The organism is Pseudoalteromonas luteoviolacea DSM 6061 (assembly GCF_001625655.1).
Classification (GTDB): Bacteria; Pseudomonadota; Gammaproteobacteria; order Enterobacterales; family Alteromonadaceae; genus Pseudoalteromonas; species Pseudoalteromonas luteoviolacea.
Genome location: NZ_AUYB01000140.1, coordinates 16145 through 34399 on the forward strand (window position 1 = coordinate 16145; position 18255 = coordinate 34399).

12 protein-coding genes are annotated in these 18255 nt (G+C 44.9%); 1 reads left to right on the forward strand and 11 read right to left on the reverse strand.

What is annotated here, in order from left to right:
• Positions 1 to 32: 32 nt before the first annotated feature.
• The 7 genes from N475_RS21915 to N475_RS21945 all read right to left on the reverse strand — a co-directional run bounded on the left by N475_RS21915 (position 33) and on the right by N475_RS21945 (position 9887).
• Positions 33 to 542 (reverse strand): DUF4124 domain-containing protein, encoded by a 510-nt coding sequence (locus tag N475_RS21915; protein ID WP_063356935.1) that lies wholly within the window; start codon positions 540 to 542, stop codon positions 33 to 35.
• A gap of 246 nt (positions 543 to 788) precedes the next feature.
• Positions 789 to 2195: a glutamate--ammonia ligase gene (glnA, locus tag N475_RS21920; RefSeq protein WP_063356920.1), complete on the reverse strand. Its 1407-nt coding sequence runs from the start codon at positions 2193 to 2195 to the stop codon at positions 789 to 791.
• A 432-nt stretch (positions 2196 to 2627) separates the two neighbouring features.
• Positions 2628 to 5066, reverse strand: a complete 2439-nt coding sequence (locus tag N475_RS21925) for an ABC transporter permease (RefSeq protein WP_081232486.1) — start codon at positions 5064 to 5066, stop codon at positions 2628 to 2630.
• Between the two features lie 12 nt (positions 5067 to 5078).
• Entirely contained in the window at positions 5079 to 5810 is a 732-nt protein-coding gene (locus N475_RS21930; protein WP_063356919.1) for an ABC transporter ATP-binding protein, read from the reverse strand.
• Positions 5811 to 5845: 35 nt separating this feature from the next.
• On the reverse strand, positions 5846 to 7093 hold the full coding sequence (locus tag N475_RS21935; RefSeq protein ID WP_063356918.1) for an efflux RND transporter periplasmic adaptor subunit: 1248 nt from the start codon (positions 7091 to 7093) through the stop codon (positions 5846 to 5848).
• 153 nt (positions 7094 to 7246) lie between these two features.
• Positions 7247 to 8545 (reverse strand): sensor histidine kinase, encoded by a 1299-nt coding sequence (locus tag N475_RS21940; protein ID WP_063365967.1) that lies wholly within the window; start codon positions 8543 to 8545, stop codon positions 7247 to 7249.
• Complete coding sequence (locus N475_RS21945) at positions 8529 to 9887, reverse strand: sigma-54-dependent transcriptional regulator (protein ID WP_063365968.1); 1359 nt, start codon at positions 9885 to 9887, stop codon at positions 8529 to 8531. Before N475_RS21945 ends, N475_RS21940 begins: the two co-directional genes overlap by 17 nt.
• Before the next feature lie 278 nt (positions 9888 to 10165).
• Between N475_RS21945 and typA the strand changes: the two genes are divergently transcribed.
• On the forward strand, positions 10166 to 11989 hold the full coding sequence (gene typA / locus N475_RS21950) for a translational GTPase TypA (protein ID WP_063356915.1): 1824 nt from the start codon (positions 10166 to 10168) through the stop codon (positions 11987 to 11989).
• A 53-nt stretch (positions 11990 to 12042) separates the two neighbouring features.
• On the opposite strand, the gene N475_RS21955 is transcribed toward typA, so the two are convergent.
• The 4 genes from N475_RS21955 to uvrD are packed head-to-tail and all read right to left on the reverse strand — an operon-like array spanning position 12043 to position 18220.
• Positions 12043 to 12891, reverse strand: coding sequence for a chemotaxis protein CheW (locus N475_RS21955; protein ID WP_063356914.1), 849 nt, complete (start codon positions 12889 to 12891; stop codon positions 12043 to 12045).
• Positions 12892 to 12929: 38 nt separating this feature from the next.
• On the reverse strand, positions 12930 to 14030 hold the full coding sequence (locus N475_RS21960) for an ABC transporter substrate-binding protein (protein ID WP_063356913.1): 1101 nt from the start codon (positions 14028 to 14030) through the stop codon (positions 12930 to 12932).
• Positions 13996 to 16110 carry a GNAT family N-acetyltransferase gene (locus tag N475_RS21965; protein WP_081232487.1) on the reverse strand — a complete coding sequence of 705 codons (2115 nt, stop codon included), beginning with the start codon at positions 16108 to 16110 and terminating at the stop codon, positions 13996 to 13998. Before N475_RS21965 ends, N475_RS21960 begins: the two co-directional genes overlap by 35 nt.
• Positions 16055 to 18220 carry a DNA helicase II gene (uvrD, locus tag N475_RS21970; RefSeq protein ID WP_063365969.1) on the reverse strand — a complete coding sequence of 722 codons (2166 nt, stop codon included), beginning with the start codon at positions 18218 to 18220 and terminating at the stop codon, positions 16055 to 16057. Before uvrD ends, N475_RS21965 begins: the two co-directional genes overlap by 56 nt.
• Between the last annotated feature and the right edge of the window lie 35 nt (positions 18221 to 18255).

An 18255-nucleotide genomic window follows, 5' to 3' on the forward strand; every position in this document is an offset into this window, starting at 1 on the left:
TGTTTTTATATTGAAACAACGAATTGATTGGACTAATTATTGACCGAGGCCTTGTGTAGGTAAAATATGGTTTCATCACTTTTGGTGACGATTTCATTCTTGCCATTAAACACCATAAGTTGTAAAGAATGTTCCCCGCGAGGCACATTACGCAAAGCAAAAGTGACTGTGTGTTGTTTAGGGCCTGTGGGTTTGCCATTCAAATAAAGTTGTACCGTAAAGTCTTTCGCGAACCTAGGTGTGATTTGGCCGCTGACATAAACACTGCCGGTGTTATCGCGCAGTGTTTGTTTATGATTGGGTGCAATAATCGCTGCTTTGTAAGCCTGCCCTGATGGCGATTGCGAGGAAGTTAAAACCGAGGTGTCGGTTGCTGGCATGGTTAAAAAGTTGGTGTTGATCTTGACCTCTTTTGCGCCTTTTCTAGGCGTATCAGAATAAACCCAATTTCCGTTCTGATCTTTCCAACGATAAACCTTTTTGTCTGCATAGGCTTGCGCGCAGACTATACACAAAGCTATCAATAACCAAAGGCGAGCCACGGCAACCTCACTGAGCAAATATGAATAGAGTCAAAGAACACAATCATTGTGTAAATTTCACAATAGTGCAAGCACTAATGTTCACTCAATAACTGTAGTGTGTTTAGCATTGTTTTGCCATAAAAAAGCCCGCATAAAGCGGGCTTGAGAACACATATGATTTAAGAGCGCAGAATACACTTAAATAGCAGTAAGCACTGCGCTTGGTAGCTCCCTACCGCGCCTACTGCAGGTATGTTTATGCGATTAAACGCTGTAGTACATTTCGAACTCAACTGGGTGAGTTGTCATGTTTAATTTCTCAACTTCTTGAGACTTAAGAGCAATGTATGCATCAATTAAGTCATCAGTGAATACGCCGCCCTGCGTCAAGAATTCACGGTCAGCATCCAATGATGCCAACGCTTCTTCAAGCGATGCTGCAACAGTTGGGATTTCAGCCGCTTCTTCTGCTGGTAGATCGTAAAGATCTTTATCCATTGCATCACCAGGGTGGATTTTGTTTTTGATACCGTCAAGGCCAGCCATTAGCATTGCAGAGAAAGCAAGGTAAGGGTTAGCTGTTGGGTCAGGGAAACGTACTTCGATACGACGTGCTTTCTCTGAAGGAACGACAGGAATACGAATTGAAGCAGAGCGGTTACGTGCTGAGTAAGCAAGCATAACAGGCGCTTCGAAGCCTGGTACTAGACGCTTGTATGAGTTTGTAGACGCATTTGCGAATGCATTGATTGCTTTAGCGTGCTTGATGATACCACCAATGTAGTACAGTGCATCTTCAGAAAGACCGCCGTACTTATCGCCTGCGAAGATGTTCTGACCATCTTTACCTAGTGATTGGTGACAGTGCATGCCAGAACCGTTATCACCTACAACAGGCTTAGGCATGAATGTTGCCGTTTTACCGTAGTGGTGTGCCATATTGTGGATAACGTACTTCATCTCTTGGATTTCGTCCGCTTTGATTACCATTGTGTTAAAACGAGTTGCGATTTCGTTTTGACCTGCTGTTGCAACTTCGTGGTGGTGTGCTTCAACTACTTGACCAAACTCTTCAAGTACTAAACACGTTGCGCTTCTCCAATCTTGTGAAGAATCTACTGGTGCTACCGGGAAGTAACCACCCTTTACGCCAGGACGGTGACCTGTGTTGCCTTCGTCGTAGCTCTTGTCTGAGTTCCAAGACGCTTCTTCTGCATCGATAGAATACATAGAACCAGACATATCTGTTTTGTATTTAACGTCGTCAAATAAGAAGAATTCTGGCTCTGGACCAAATAGTACTGTGTCTGCGATGCCTGTAGAGCGCATGTAATCTTCAGCGCGCTTTGCAACTGAACGAGGGTCGCGCTCGTAGCCTTGCATCGTTGAAGGCTCAAGTACATCACAACGTACGATCATTGTTGTTTCTTCTGCAAATGGGTCAAGCTTGACGGTGCTTGCATCTGGCATAAGAACCATGTCTGATTCGTTGATACCTTTCCAACCAGCGATTGACGAGCCATCGAACATTTTACCATCTTCAAAGAAGTCTTCATCGGCTTGATGATGTGGAATTGAAACGTGTTGCTCTTTACCTTTTGTGTCCGTGAAGCGTAAATCTACAAACTTTACTTCATTCTCTTTAATAAAATCTAAAACCGACTGTGACATGTGTCCTCCGACTCGATGGGTTATTTTTTGCTGCAATAATTTGCTTAACTGCGCTCTTATAAGCGTGATCTGTGCCAAAAATATAAGTTATTGTAAAATTTGATTTATTTTGTTTTTAATGGTCGGAAAGGGCGCAATTGCCCTAAATGGGTGCACCATATCAGTACAGGTTGCACTATTGTGGTGCAGTCTATAAAAGGACCTATTTATTGGTTTATTCCAACCACTCTAGCACGTGAAGCGAGTATAAAAATGCGGGACTCGTATCACTAGTTCTGGACAGCAATACGAGTTCACAGGTTAAGCATAGTTCATTTATATTACCTAGAGGTAAGATAAATAAACCAGCCGCCATGACAAACCAGAAACAACATCTCAGGAAGGAAATTATCATGATATTGCATGCTGATTGACGGCTGGTTTGAGACATGGCTATGTGCCTTTTAATGCGTACTGCGCGGGTTGGCGAATAATGCTCCAAGCTGATAGCAAGGTGATACCCACGACTAGGCTTGCTATTAAGGCAACAGGGATCAACCAACTCCATACGTCCATCATTTGCATTATGGGTGCGGACGCTGCACTAAAGTAACCGATCAGTAATGCGCTGGTGGCCGCAGCGGCTGCGATTAAAAATGGCTGCATATTTTCTGTTAGTACCAGTTTGAAAATTGCCTCAGGGGTTGCTCCAATTGACATTCTAATACCTAGCTCATAGCGTCTTAAGGCAATGGCATAGCTAAATACGCCGTAAATACCAATACCAGCTAATATTACTGCGACCATTGAAAGCACGATTGTAAAAATACTGGCAACGCGCTGCGATTTAAGGTGCGAGGATAAAATTTGCTCTGTGGTTTGTAAGTCATAAACGCGTATTTGCGAATGTACTTGTGCTAGTAAGTCATTGATACTTTGCCTAGATAGCTGCACGTTGGGTTTGGTCTCGACCACAACAATTGGGTATCCAGTAATCACACGAGGGCGATAGGTTCTTGAAATTGGCAGTTGGTTTGGCAAATTCAAATTACTTACGATACCCACTACCGTGATGGGAACACTGGAGTTGCGTCCGTACAGCTTTGCACCAATCGGCTCTTGCCCAGAAGCTTTTATCATTTCAGCCATAAATTCATTGATGATCACCACGGGGGCTCTGTCTCTGGCCTCGGCATCAGTAAAGTGACGTCCTTGCGTTAATCTCAAGCCGAATGTTTCAAAATAAGCGCGTGTCCCCCAGACTCGTTTGTGTGACACGACGGGCTTATCTATGCCGGGCTGTAATTGCGAGTGATATGTAGAGAACTGCTCTAACCAATAGGAGATAGGAGGATAACTACCGACACCGGCACGCACGATGTCACTGTGTTGGTTAAGTCGCTCTGTTGCTTCAAGCACCAGCGTGGCGCGTTGCTCTGAAGACATGTCAGTGAGTAAAGTGCCAACGTTTAGCGCAATCTGTGAGGTATTTTTAGTATTGATTTGCGTTGGTGCAGTGAGCTGTGCCCAGCTTTGTTTGAAAATGCTCACACATAACACGAGCAGAGAGATGCAAAAAAATACCTGCATTGAAACCAGTACTTGGCGCGTGTGTTTAGACACTTGTACACCAGAACCCTTACCACTGCTTTGCAGTGCGCCAATAATGGCATTGTAATTAAGTTGCTTACTGACCACCCAAGCGAGTGCAAAATTAAGAACGAGTGTTAACACAATCGCAAATAGAACAGTATTCAGGTTTAAGCTTAGTTCATCTAAACGTGCAAGAGGGCCTGCATATCCAGCTTTTAATAAGCCCAAGATAAGGCTCACAATGCCGGTGGCAACAATGAGTGCGGCAGCGAATAGCAAAGATAACTCAACCAGTACTAGTTTGAACAAGTGATGAGGTTGTGCACCTAATGCGGCTTGAATAGCAAAGGCACGTTGTTGTTCAACAGCTCGAGACAAAACGAGGTTGCCAATGTTACTGAGGGCAATGAGCAGCAGGACCACACTGCCAGCGAGCATCATGACACTGGTATTACCTGCATCGCCAATAATACGCGATTTGTAAGTGGTAAAACGCCATTTAACTTCGGTATTTGCTACAGCGGGATCATCTGCAACCGCTGCCGGGTAGCGTGCCATCACCCAGTTATTCAGTGCTAATTGAGTACGTTTGATATTCGCATCTTTGGCTAATTTGCCGACCAAGTGAACCTGGTTTGAGGAAAATGTCCAAAGCGGATCTGGGGTGTCACGATAATCGTAAGGGAACCACACATCAGTGCGCCAAGTGGGGGTTGCTAATACCGGCTCAGCGAAGTGTTCAGCAGTGACACCAACGATGATAAAGCTGACACCTTTGAAAGTCACAGAGCGGTAAAGAACTTCACTGCTCCCACCAAAGTGTGTCTGCCAGACATCGTATGAAATAATGGCAACAGGTTGATTGCTGTCGAGTCCTTCTTCTTTAGTAAATTGACGTCCCAATGCCAGTGGTGCATCGATGATTTGCATATATTCAGGTGTAATTGCACCTGTATTGAAGGTTGGGCTGTTTGGTAAGCTTTGTTCAACATCAATACTGATATTGTGTAGCGCAAAAGTCTCGATACCTGGGTGCCTATCTTTATAAGCTTCAACCGCACCTAAAAAGGGCAGGTAGTTTTCACGCTTTACTTCACCGTCAGCCAGCAGTTGGCCCTGGACTAAGAACAGCCTATCCTGATCTGGATAAGGGAGTGGAGCTGCGATGATCTGGTAATTGAGGTTGTACATCGCCACCATCACACCTAACGTGACACCCAAAGTCATGATGATAGTCAGTGCATAGCTTTTAACTCTTGCTAGGCTTTTGATTGCGATTAATAAATTGTGCTTCAACATAATGGCACCTACTTACTGTGCAAGTGGAATTTCAAATGCATGCTTGGGGTCGCTATGCTCTTCACTGTCGATGATTTTGCCATCGAGCAAATGGAGTTGCCGAGTCGCCATATCGGCATAGCGCGGATCGTGCGTAACCATACACAAAGTGGTGCCTTCGGCATTGAGCTGTTGCAACATGGCCATCACCGCATCGCCGTTGATTGAATCTAGGTTACCTGTTGGCTCATCAACCAGTAGCATGCTTGGCTTTCCAACCAGTGCTCTGGCAATGGCAATGCGCTGTTGTTGACCACCAGAAAGTTGATTGGGCTTGTGGCTCGCGCGATGGCTCATATCTACTTTGGCAAGGCAAGCTTCCACGGCTTGCTTGATTTGCTTTTCTGACATGGGCTCTTTTCGGTACCTAAGCGGTAGTGCTACATTGTCATAGACCGTCAGTTCATCAATTAGGTTAAACGACTGGAATATGAAACCGACTTTCTCATTGCGAATATATGCCGATTGCGCCAACGTCAGCTGGCTGACTTCTTCTCCTTCAATTTGGTACTGGCCAGAGCTGGGCATGTCTAACAGCCCTAAAATAGAGAGTAACGTCGATTTACCACAGCCGGAAGGACCACAGATGGAGACAAAATCTCCGCGATAAATGGTGAGATCTATGCCTCTTAATGCATGGGTTTCCATTTCTTCGGTGCTGAATACTTTGGTCACGCCTGACATTGTTAATACGCTCTCTTTCATGTCTAAATCCTTTCTTTTAATTCTTGTTATTGGGTTCAAAGTAACGTGATGGCCTTATGCTCGCTGTGCGGTGTCATATCAGAGAGAATGACACGTTGGTTTTCTTGCACACCTTGTAGAATTTGCAAATGTCGACCTGCGTCTTCGCCGAATCGTACTGTGGTTGCAACAGCTTGGTCTCCATCGATGATGTAAAGCTCGGTTGCGCTATGGGCTTGCTTGTTTGCTGGTCGTTCGACATATAAAGCGTTGCTTAATTGATTTGTGAGGATCTGTGCTTCTACGCTTAATTCTGGTCTAGCCGACTCAGGTACTCCCTCGGTAAAAGACAGCTCCACTTCGATAGTGCCGTCTTGCACTTGTGGCGTGATCCGAGTAACGGCAGCGGGAACGCGTTCACGTCGGGTATCGATAGTTGCGGGTTGTCCGACTTTGATTTGCTCCGCTTTTGATTGTGGTATGCGGATCAGTGCTTGTAAGTCTGAGTTGCTCCCCACTTGCGCTAATTCTTGTCCTGCCGACACACTTTGACCAAGCTCAACGGCGAGGTGTTGGATGGTACCGCTGATCCCCGCAGTGACTTCGAGTTGCTGAGCGCGTTGCTCTAGTCTTGCCAAATTTGAGCGCGCTTGGTTTACCTGTTGTTGAGATATCTCGATGTCTTCTTGGTGTAATTGTGCCAGTTGCGTAATTCGTTGGCGCTGTAGCTCAGTACGTGCACCTAGCTGCTGCTCTTCGAGCTCTGCAGTTTGCACATCTATGGCAGGGATAACTCCTTGGTCCCGAAGTACTTGCTGCGCTTGACGGCGCAGTACCAGTGATTGATACTCGCTTTCCAATTGTGCTTGCGTGGCTTTTTCTGATAAGCGCTCTCGCTGGTTAGCAAGCTTTTGACGACGTAAATTAGCTTCTTGTTCTTCAAGTGCCATACGTGCTGTTTCAATCGACTGCTTGAGGTCGGGATCTTGCATTCTTAAAATCACAGAGTCCGGTGTCACAATGGCACCTGGGCGCAACAGTATTTCACTGACCGTAGCACTGCTTTGTGCAGTTAACAGCTTTTGTTGATTAGAGCGTAGGACGCCATATCCATCCACTTGAATAGCTAGATCACCCCGTTGTACCGTTGCGACAATCAAGTTGTTCTGTTGCAGACTGGTGGAACTCGATGATGAAGTGAAGTGAAACACACCGCCTAGCACAGAGGCACAGACGACCATAGCCGTGATTTTTCTCTTGAGAGAGTTTTTTGGCGTGACTGTTTTTGATTTTACGACGTCCATATTTATCTTTATTATTTATTGATGATGCAAAGGATTGAGCAAGCTATGTACCAAATTTTAAGTTTTTGTTTTTTATATGGTTTTGGTTTTTTATGGGGCTGACCTAATAAAGCAAGGTCCGAAACCGGACTTGGCTTTATCAAATTCGGACGCTTAGTGAGTGGGTTGCGCTAATGTGATAACGGCACTAGCACCTTGTTGACCATCAGCGCGGTTAACTAATTGCAATTGGCCACTCATTTGTTCAGTCAGGTGTTGGCATAACATTAAGCCGATACCTTCACCGCGCTCCTTAGTGGAATAAAAAGGCACAAACAGGTTATCGGGGTTAATGAGCCCATGACCGTTGTCTGTTAAGCAAATCGTCGCAGCGTGATTTTTCAGTTTCAGTGATAGCGTGATTTGCGGTGTGTCCGAGCAGGCTTCCAATGCATTTTTAGTTAAGTTGATAAGCACTTGCTTGAGTAACATCACATCGCAATTGAGCGTGAGGTGTTGGCCTTCTAGTTGCCAATTTGCCTGAGGAAATAAGGCGCTCAGTTCCATACAAAGTTGTGAAAAAGGCTGAACTGTGGCCTTTACTGTGACGCTTTGTTGTAACTGTGCATAGCGTTTCACGAATTCAGCTAGGTGCTCACAGCGTTCCACAATGACATCAAAAGCAGCACTATCTCGCTCATTGCTTGACCTATGCCGGAGTCTCTCTAACATGGTACTGACTGGGGTGAGAGAGTTACGGATCTCATGACTAATAACCCGTATCAAGCGCTGCCATGCTTTGAGCTCTTGCTCTCTCAGCGCTATTTGGATATCCGTCATCACCAACAAATGATAGGTATGGCCGTTGTGGTTAAAGTTACTGTGGCGTACTTGCCAGCGTTGTTGGCGCTTTTCATCTTTGAAATGCCAATCAGGCTGGTTACCTAAACCGAGTCGTGCAGCGTTGGTAAAGCGTAAGGTTTGCCATGGTTGATTGAATAACGTTGTGCATGCTTGATTGCCGAGGCTCAGTTGCAAGCGCTCGTCAAACACCAATATCGGCGTATTTAATTGTTTAACAAGGCGAAGAAGTAAGATTGACTCTTTGTCTTCATTGTTTTTTGTTGCCAGTAAGTCATTACTTAGTTTGTTTAGTTGGTGATGGAACTCACCAATGATACCTGTAGTAAAACGGGCTTTTGCTTGCTGGCTAAAGTCTTGTTGCCGACAGGACTCAAGCTGGGTTGTACTGCGCCCATACGAGGATTTTACCTGTGTGATAACACGGTGGAATATCCAAATAGTTGCCCCTAACCAAGTGATTAAACAACTGATTGTGACAGTATTGAAAATGGGGTGTGGCTGAGAAACACCAAACTGCCAACAAACCGTGAGTAAACTCATTTGCACTAGGATTAGCAGTAGGCACTGTCTTTTCCAAAAGCCCTCTAAGCTACTAGTCTTCCAACGCATATTTTTCTAACCTTCGATACAGTGCCTGTTTGGTGATCCCCAGCTGCTGTGCTGCTTTGTTTTTATTGCCTGAAAATTTACTCAGTGCTTGCTTAATTAAATGTCTTTCGGCTTGTTCTAATGTCACCTCTGGAAGCGAGTCGATGGCATTGCTATCTAGTGTATTAGGCAGATGTAGATCGGTGGCTAGAATGACACCGGCTTGGCAAAGTAACACCGCTCTTTCCATTAAATGGCTCAGCTCCCGCGTATTACCGGGCCAGCTGTATCGCATCAATGCTTGCTTCGCGCAAGGACCAATAGTGACATCTTGCTTGTTATACTTACTGCCATGTTTTGCCAAAAAGTGCTCGGCGAGTGGCACAATGTCATCAACCCGTTCTCGCAGTGCAGGAATAGTAAACGCGAATGTATTGAGACGATAATATAAGTCCTGCCGGAACTCCCCTTTGGCAATGAGTTGCTCAAATTCAGCATTGGTTGCGCTAATAAGCCGCACATTACTGGTCAAAGTTTTGCTAGATCCCACCATTTCAAATTCGCCGGTTTCAAGCACGCGCAGCAGCTTGGCCTGCTGAGCAAGTGGCAGAGTTCCTATTTCATCTAAAAATAAGGTGCCTTTGTCGGCTAATGCAAAGCGGCCCACGCGCTCAGCTTTGGCATCCGTAAATGCGCCTTTCACATGACCGAACAGCTCGCTTTCGAATAACTGTTCAGGAATGGCGGCCATATTGAGTGAAATAAACGGCTGTGTGTTTCGTAAAGACTGGTTATGAACCCAAGTGGCAATATGGCTTTTCCCTACGCCATTTTCACCAGTTATAAGGATATTGGCATCCGTTTGGGCTACGGCGCTGAGCTGGGCCATTAATTGCTGCATTGACGTGCTTTGCCAAATGGGGTCATCCCCGTTTGGCGCGAGAGCTTGGCTGAGGGCTGAATTATTTTTTTGCAGTCTTGATATTTTCAGTTGCTGTTGAATCACTTGCTCAAGACGCTGGTTTTGCCAAGGTTTTTCAATAAAGTCGACAGCGCCCAGTTGCATGGCCTGTACCACTAAATCCGTGTTTGACCAGGCAGTCATGGCGATCACTGGAACGTCGATGGCGTCTCGCTTGAGTCCTCGCAGAAAGCGCAGTCCTTCTTCGCCTGAGGTAGAGTCGAGATCAAAGTTCATGTCGAGCATAATCAAAGCAGGCTGGGTATGGGAGAGAAATTCATGTGCTTGTACAGGGTTTTCGACTTCTTCGACTTGATAGCCGAAGTCCTCTAACACAAAACGTGCAGCTAAGCGTACCTCTCGATTGTCTTCCACAATCAAAATCAGCGACTGAGTCGTCATTTTCTATCCTTTGTTTATATGCTTACCGATTGTGCCATCGGTTTACATGGAGTTTAGTATTTCTTAAAGGAACAGACAATAACCATTTAAGCATGTCGAATTTGGCGCCATAAAGTGAGAAAAACAGGTAAAACGGCAAAAAATCACTGGATAAACTTTCATCTGTCACATTATTAGGGGATAATACGCGACCTTTAATAGTGGAACGGTATCTTAGGCGCGCAAAATTGCGTGGATCGACTAGGATCACTGAAGGCCAACTTCTCTGAGTAACAGTAATGAGCATTGAAAAGTTAAGAAATATTGCGATTATCGCACACGTTGACCACGGTAAAACTACCCTAGTCGATAAGCTGCTAGAACAATCTGGCACATTAGAGACACGCGGTGGCAACGAAGAGCGTGTAATGGATTCAAATGATATTGAAAAAGAGCGTGGTATCACGATCTTGGCGAAAAACACCGCCATTGAGTGGAACGACTACCACATCAATATCGTAGACACCCCGGGACACGCCGACTTTGGTGGTGAGGTAGAACGTGTACTATCAATGGTTGACTCTGTACTTCTACTGGTTGATGCACAAGAAGGCCCAATGCCACAAACGCGTTTCGTAACGCAAAAAGCGTTCGCACTAGGTCTTAAGCCTATCGTTGTTATCAACAAGATCGACAAGCCTGGCGCGCGTCCTGATTGGGTAATGGACCAAGTTTTCGACTTATTTGACAACTTAGGCGCAACGGACGAGCAACTTGACTTCCAAGTAATCTACGCGTCAGCAATCAATGGTTGGGCAACACTAGATTTAGACGAGCCGTCAGACAACATGCAACCTATGTTCGAAGCGATTGTTGAGCAAGTAGAACAGCCAGACGCAGATCCAGCTGGCGACTTCCAAATGCAGATCTCTCAGCTAGACTACAACTCTTACATCGGTGTAATCGGTGTTGGTCGTATCAAGCGCGGTACTGTTAAAGTAAACCAGCAGGTAACAATTGTTGGTGCTGATGGTAATACACGTAACGGTAAAGTTGGCCAAGTACTGACTTATTTAGGTCTTGACCGTCACGAAGCGCAAGAAGCGCAAGCGGGTGACATCATTGCAATCACAGGTCTAGGTGAGCTGAAAATTTCAGATACAGTATGTGATGTAAACGCTGTTGAAGCATTACCTGCACTGTCTGTTGATGAGCCTACAGTAACAATGACCTTCTCTGTAAATACTTCTCCATTCTCGGGTCAAGAAGGTAAGTTTGTTACTTCACGTAACATCCTAGAACGTCTTCAAGCTGAGCTTGTACATAACGTAGCACTGCGCGTTGAAGAAACTGACAACCCAGATAGCTTCCGTGTATCTGGTCGTGGTGAACTTCACTTAGGTATCCTAATTGAAAACATGCGTCGTGAAGGCTACGAGCTTGCTGTATCTCGTCCTGAAGTAATCCTTCGCGAAGTAGATGGTCAGTTAGAAGAACCATATGAAACAGTAACGGTTGACGTTGAAGAAGAGCACCAAGGTTCTATCATGGAGCAACTTGGTCTGCGTAAAGCTGAAATGACTGACATGGCACCAGATGGTAAAGGTCGTATTCGTATGGACTTCATGATGCCTTCACGTGGTCTTATCGGTTTCCAAACTGACTTTATGACGCTAACGTCTGGTTCTGGTCTTATGTACCACACGTTTGATCACTACGGCCCACACAAAGGCGGTAACATTGGTCAACGTAAAAACGGTGTACTAATCGCAAACGCGGCAGGTAAAGCACTGACTAACGCACTATTCAACCTACAGGACCGTGGTAAACTATTCATCGGTCACGGTGTTGAAGTATACGAAGGTATGATCATCGGTATTCACGCACGTGATAATGACCTTACAGTTAACGCACTTAAAGGTAAGCAGCTAACGAACGTTCGTGCATCTGGTACAGATGAAGCGCAAAACCTTGTGCCACCAATCGTAATGACACTTGAGCAAGCACTTGAGTTCATCGATGATGACGAGCTGGTAGAAGTAACGCCTGAGAGCATTCGTATTCGTAAGAAGCTATTAACTGAAAGTGAGCGTAAGCGCGCGAGCCGTCAAGCTAAAGGCTAATTGCTAATATAGCGATAGAAAAGCGCCGCGTTTACCGCGGCGTTTTTGTTTGTCTAGAATAATCCGTACTCTTCTGTTTCGACGGGTTCATAATCCTGTAAATGTTCAGGCCTAAATATCGCACTGGGATCTAACACTAGGCTGTGATTGTCCCCTTGTTTGATGAGACCTTTCATCATCTTCTTGGTTTGAGGGTCGATATCAAAGCCAACGTTGGTCATTTCGTGAAGAGGTTTAATATCCGATTCATCGCAGTGAATATTATCCTCTACCCTGTCTACTAAAAGCCCAATATGGGGTTGTTGTCCGTCTTCAGTGGTGAACACGATAATGGGTTTATGATCTAATATAATTTGATCTCGAGCAGACTCAAAAAGCCGGATCAGTTTAGTAAAAGTGGTGAGTTTTTCTTTCTCTAAGGTTGCTAATGCTTGGTCTTTTTTTCCTTTGCTACACAGGTTAAGTACTTCATCAGCGATGCTATGTAACCTATCATGCGGGCCTTCGAAGCGGCTTAATATGGCTTTTAGGTCTTCATTGTCGGTTTTAAAGTTATAAAACCATTTACCAAAATCTGTTTGCTTGGGATCTCTGGATTTGGTGAATGGGACATCGTTGTGCACACTGAGCTCAAGCTCAGAGAGCCAAGCTTTATGATCTTGTTCGCGTAGCTGCAATAGTTCTACAAGGGACTGATTTGTTTCATAGGAAGATTGATTGTTTAAGATAAGCCCTAAGTCAAAAATGGGGGTAGGTGTTCCCATGTAATCTTTAACCCCGAGAAAACTAGGGTTTTCGTTGGGTAAAGACGTTAAATTTCCTTCGTACCGCTCAGTGAGCAAAATATCTAATATCTTGAGTGATATTGTTTTTTTTCCTACTCTAAAGTTGATCAGATCCATGCTAGCCTCAAACATTATTTGCTTGTACTAAGCATAGATCAATATTTCAAATAAGACCTATAGACAGGGTAAGCCGTATGGCTTTTTTGTTGTTTAAAAAGCGCTTTGATTATTGGGTTTGTTTCGCGCTCTTTTCTTATGGCAGGTACTATACAGGTTGAAAACGATTTAACGTCGCAATGTTTGAGTGCTGCAATAAAGATATAGGCATTTACGAACCCCTCAAATGCAGGATAACTGATAACGCGCTTTTTGTCTTTTGAGAGTTTACGATACAACGTACAGATCTGCCCTGTGCAAGTTGTCGGATTTGGGAGTACTTCGGTTACCATGACTTGTGCGGGGATAATAATATTTTCAAATAGGGCGGTAGACGAGACAAACGAGACACTAGTATAGGTGCCTCTAAACCCAGCTCTGTGAGCTTGATTAATAAATGCAGCCAAAGGTTCATAAGTGCCTATCATGGCTATTGCAGTCGTATCCGTGAGTAAAATTTGCGTTAAAGCTCGAGCGACATCGTTGGTATTACGCCGAAAACGCGCTATGACAACGGGCTCGATACCTTTATCTCGTAGTGCTTGTCTGTGGCTTTGTTCAAGTGTTAATCCAAACTCATCAGCTTGTATAAATAACGCTATTTTTTTATGTCCCAGTTCTTCTACAAGGTATTTAACTTGTTCCTCAGCTTCCTCCAAATAACTGGCACGCAGTGCAAACGTTGGAAATTGGGGACTTTGATATAGAAAGTTTGCACCGGTGTAAGGCATAAGCAAAGGTAGCTGGTGGCGCTTTAAAATCTCTTTGATCGCATGCGTAGTGGGGGTGCCCATATTGCCAATGAGGGCATGAATTTTGTGATGCTGTAGCAAGTAATGGGTATTATCAACTGTACGGTTTGGCTCGTAGCCATCATCTAAGACCAATAGATCCAATGTCATCTTGTCATCAAGTACATGCTGGTTGGCATAATCAAAGTAGAGCTGGTGGCCGCCTTTGAGCTGTATGCCAATATGGCTGGCAGGACCACTTAAGGCGACACTCATACCGAGCTTTATGCGTTCTGGATTTGCATAAGTGACTGAGTGTAATAAAAATAAGCCACTAAATAGGGCGCTTTGTACAAGTGATTTCAGCATAAACTTCCGATAACAACTGTTGGTAAACTTGCTGTAATTGTTTCTTTGATTCTACCCTTAGTTCTGAGCCTAAGTCTTTTGGCTGATGGCGCTGTAATAATAGTAGAATCAAACGCATTTGGGAAATGTTTGCTAATGCCGAGAGCAAGTTTGGTTGTGCCATTATGGCGTCGTAAAGCACAGGTGCAACTTGTTGCTGTGTAGAGGGCTTGTTTGCTAAATAATCCATCTGCTCCAAGTTAGCTTGTGTTAATTCGTTGGCGGGTAGGGTGCGACACAGCTCATAAACCAGTTGCCAAGGCAGATCTCGGTATAATACTGGCAAATCAAAAAACAATTGAGTTTTAAATTGTGAGCGCACCGTGGATATGTTCAAAGTCGTATTCTTATGTACAACTATAATTGCAAACTCGCCGCTAGATTTATCCTGTTTGTAACCCATTTTCATTGCCTCAAAGCCCAGCTTTTGCCAAAAGCGAAGTAACTGAGCTTGGGCACCAAAGCTGCTGCCAAAGTAACTGACTTGATTGCGTAAATGTTTGATAACAAAACTAATCAGCGTCTGACCAATCCCTTGCTTTTGTAGTTCTGGTGCTATTGCTATGCGTGCAATCCGTGCGCCTTTGTGAGTGATAAAGTCAGTATCACCTTGTAGCTGGGACAACTGCTGCGCCATCATATGGCCTGCTGGGCGACGAGTGCATTGTGCAATTTGTGCAGCCAGTTCTTGGTCTAAACCACCTTCAATACCCACCAGACAGACTCCGATAAGGAGTTCATTTTGCTTGGCAATAAAAAGCCGATTGCTTGGGCTATCTAGTAGTTGCCGTAAGTCATTTACGGAAGTTTGATAGTGAGCCAATACTAATAAAGCAAAGACTTGCCTCAATAACGCGTCGTCATTGAGTAAATCTGCGCGCTCAATAAGCTGATATTGTATTAAGTCGGGCTTGACTTCAGTTGGCGCTGTAAGTTGGCTATCCAATGCAAATATCTGGCGCATTTGATTTTCTAATGGGTCATTGGCCGCATAGCGAATAGGTTCATCTAACTGGCACGATAAATAGCGAGGGAAATGCGCTTTTAAGTGGTTTTGAAAGCGCAGTGTATAGCCACGGCCATTCCCTTCATATCCCACCAAGGTACTGGCAAAGATAATCCTATTACAGCGTGATAATAGTTTTTTTAAAATTGGCACTGGGATAGCGGCAGCTTCGTCAATGAGTAGTATGTCCATCTCAAGTTGAGAAGAGAGCAAGACATCTGGCGGCATGTAGGTTAGGTTGTGTAAGCTATTTTGTTGGACACTTGGCTCTTCAATTCCGAATGCTCTGGCCAAGTGTTTAAAACTATTTTGTACTGCTCGCCGTTGCTGTGCACAGATCACAATGCTTTGGTCTTTGAATTGTGCGGCAATAAGACCAAGCGCCGCTGATTTACCTCGTCCACGATCGGCACTAAGCAGCACGGGTGATGGTGTTTTGGTTGTGAGGTGCCTAGCAATACTCGATATTAAATTATTTTGCTGTGTGAGATTAAGTGTTTGTCTAGGCGCCTTGTATTGCAGCGGCAATTGAGACTCGCCACTTTCGCTGATGTACCAGGAATTATACTGGGCGATGAGCTTAGCTAAACGTGCTAAAAACAAACTGGAATCGGGTTTTTCTCCTTCAGATAGCCACTTGTTGAGTGCTGGATCACACCAATTCTCAAGTGTGGTGAGCTCTGGCATTAGCAGTATTAGTAAGCCTCCTGCTTGCACAGTTCCAGCTGCTGCGGCTAATTTATTGGGAATTATGCCACTGTATCCGTCATAGCAGACAAATTGAAATTCTTGACCGAGGATCTGATGCAGGTGCTGAGGCCAAATGGCGCGATAAAACTGTGTATCGTTGCTCAATGCAAGCGCAGGCTTATCACCTGCGATTGCTTGATATTGTGTGATAGCCCATTGCCGACGACCACACAGAATCAGAAGTTGGCGATGTCGTGCCTGTGCTAATTCGCCAAGTAGTGATGGGAGGTTAAATTGCTTGGAGTCGAGCATAAGCCGTGACCAACCATTTGGTGCCAACATCATCAAAGTTCACTTGAATACGTGATTGCGCACCACTACCTTCATAATTGAGTACTGTTCCAGCACCAAACTTAGGATGTAACACGCGCTGGCTCAAATTGAACCCACTGTCTTCAAAAGCAGCATGACTGACTGAAGCACTGAAACGATTGGTGCTCGCTGGCCTTGAAACTTGGGTTTTGATGCGGATTTCTTCAATACACTCTTCAGGCAATTCACGTAAAAAGCGAGAAGGGCTATGGTATTTTTCTTGTCCATATAATCGGCGGCTTTCAGCGTGGCTAATATAGAGTTTTTGCATCGCGCGGGTCATACCTACATAGCAAAGGCGACGCTCTTCTTCTAACCTGCCCGACTCTTCATGACTCTGTTGAGATGGGAACATGCCTTCCTCTACGCCTACCATAAACACCAAAGGAAACTCTAGGCCTTTAGCCGAGTGTAAGGTCATCATTTGTACGGCATCTTCATGTTCATCTGCTTGTCCTTCACCGGACTCTAGTGATGTGTATGCCAAAAAACCCTGTAATGGTGAGGAAAACTCTTCTTCTACAGGGAGTTCGAACTGGCCGCAGGCGTTGATTAATTCTTCTAAGTTTTCTACTCGAGCACGGCCTTTCTCGCCTTTTTCTGCCTGGTACATGGCTAAGAGTCCTGAATGCTCAATAGTTGTTTTCGCTTGCTCTGCCAGTTCTAACTCGACGAGTTTTTCATCAAGTTGTTCGACCAATTCAATAAAGCGAGTAACCGCTGTTGCAGCGCGTCCCGCTAAGTGTTGTTGCTCAATTACCGCTTTGGCGGCATACCATAGTGGCAATGATTCATTACGAGCACAGTCGCGAATATGGCTCAGTGTTTTATCACCAATACCACGAGCAGGTGTGTTGATCACTCGCTCAAATGCAGCATCATCATTGCGATTGCTGATCAGACGTAAGTAGGATAATGCATCTTTGATCTCTTGGCGTTCGAAAAATCGCATGCCGCCATAAATGCGATACTTGAGTCCTTCTTGAAGTAAAGCTTCTTCCAATACACGTGACTGCGCATTGTTGCGGTATAAAATGGCACAATCGGTCAGTGCATTGCCATCTTGCAACCAAGATTTGATTTTTCCGATTGTAAAGCGCGCTTCATCTAGTTCATTGAATGCAGCATAAATAGAAATAGGTTCGCCTTGATTACCTTCAGTCCAAAGGCTTTTACCCATGCGCTCGGAGTTATTTTGGATTAACGCGTTTGACGCTTTCAAAATGGTTGCGGTTGAACGGTAGTTTTGTTCTAGACGAATGGTGTCGGCATCAAAGTCTTGCAAGAAGCGTTTGATGTTTTCGATTTTCGCTCCACGCCAGCCGTAAATACTTTGGTCATCATCGCCAACAATCATAATGTTGTTTTCACCACCGGCAAGTAGTCGCAGCCACTGATACTGGATGCTGTTTGTATCTTGGAACTCGTCTACTAGCATGTGTCTAAAGCGCTGTTGATAGTGACGGAGTAAAGTGGGCTGCTGTTGCAATAACTCATAACAACGTAACAATATTTCTGCGAAATCGACCAAGCCAGCTCTATCGCAGGCCTCTTGGTATGCTGTATAGACATTGAGCATTAATTGTTCGGTCGCATCGTAGGCTTGGATATCTTTTGGACGTAATCCTTCATCTTTACGTGCGCTGATGTACCAACTGAGCTGTTTTGCTGGCCATTTTTTCTCATCGATATTCATGGCCTTGAGTAAGCGCCTGATCATACGTTGTTGATCGTCAGAGTCGAGGATCTGAAACGACTCCGGTAAATTTGCTTCTCGATGGTGCGCGCGCAAAATACGGTGGGACAAGCCGTGGAAAGTACCTATCCACATACCGCCTACAGGGCTCTGAAGTGTCTCTTCAACACGAGTACGCATTTCTTTGGCGGCTTTGTTCGTAAAAGTCACAGCAAAAATGCTGTAGGGAGACGCGTGTTCGACCTGCATTAACCAAGCGATCCGGTGCACTAATACTCTTGTTTTACCAGAGCCTGCACCCGCGAGAATGAGCATGTTACTAAGCGGTGCAGCAACCGCTTCTCTTTGCTTGTCATTCAAGCCATCAAGTAATTCAGATACGTCCATCTTTGCGCCTATTTCGAAAAGTGAGGGCAAAGTAT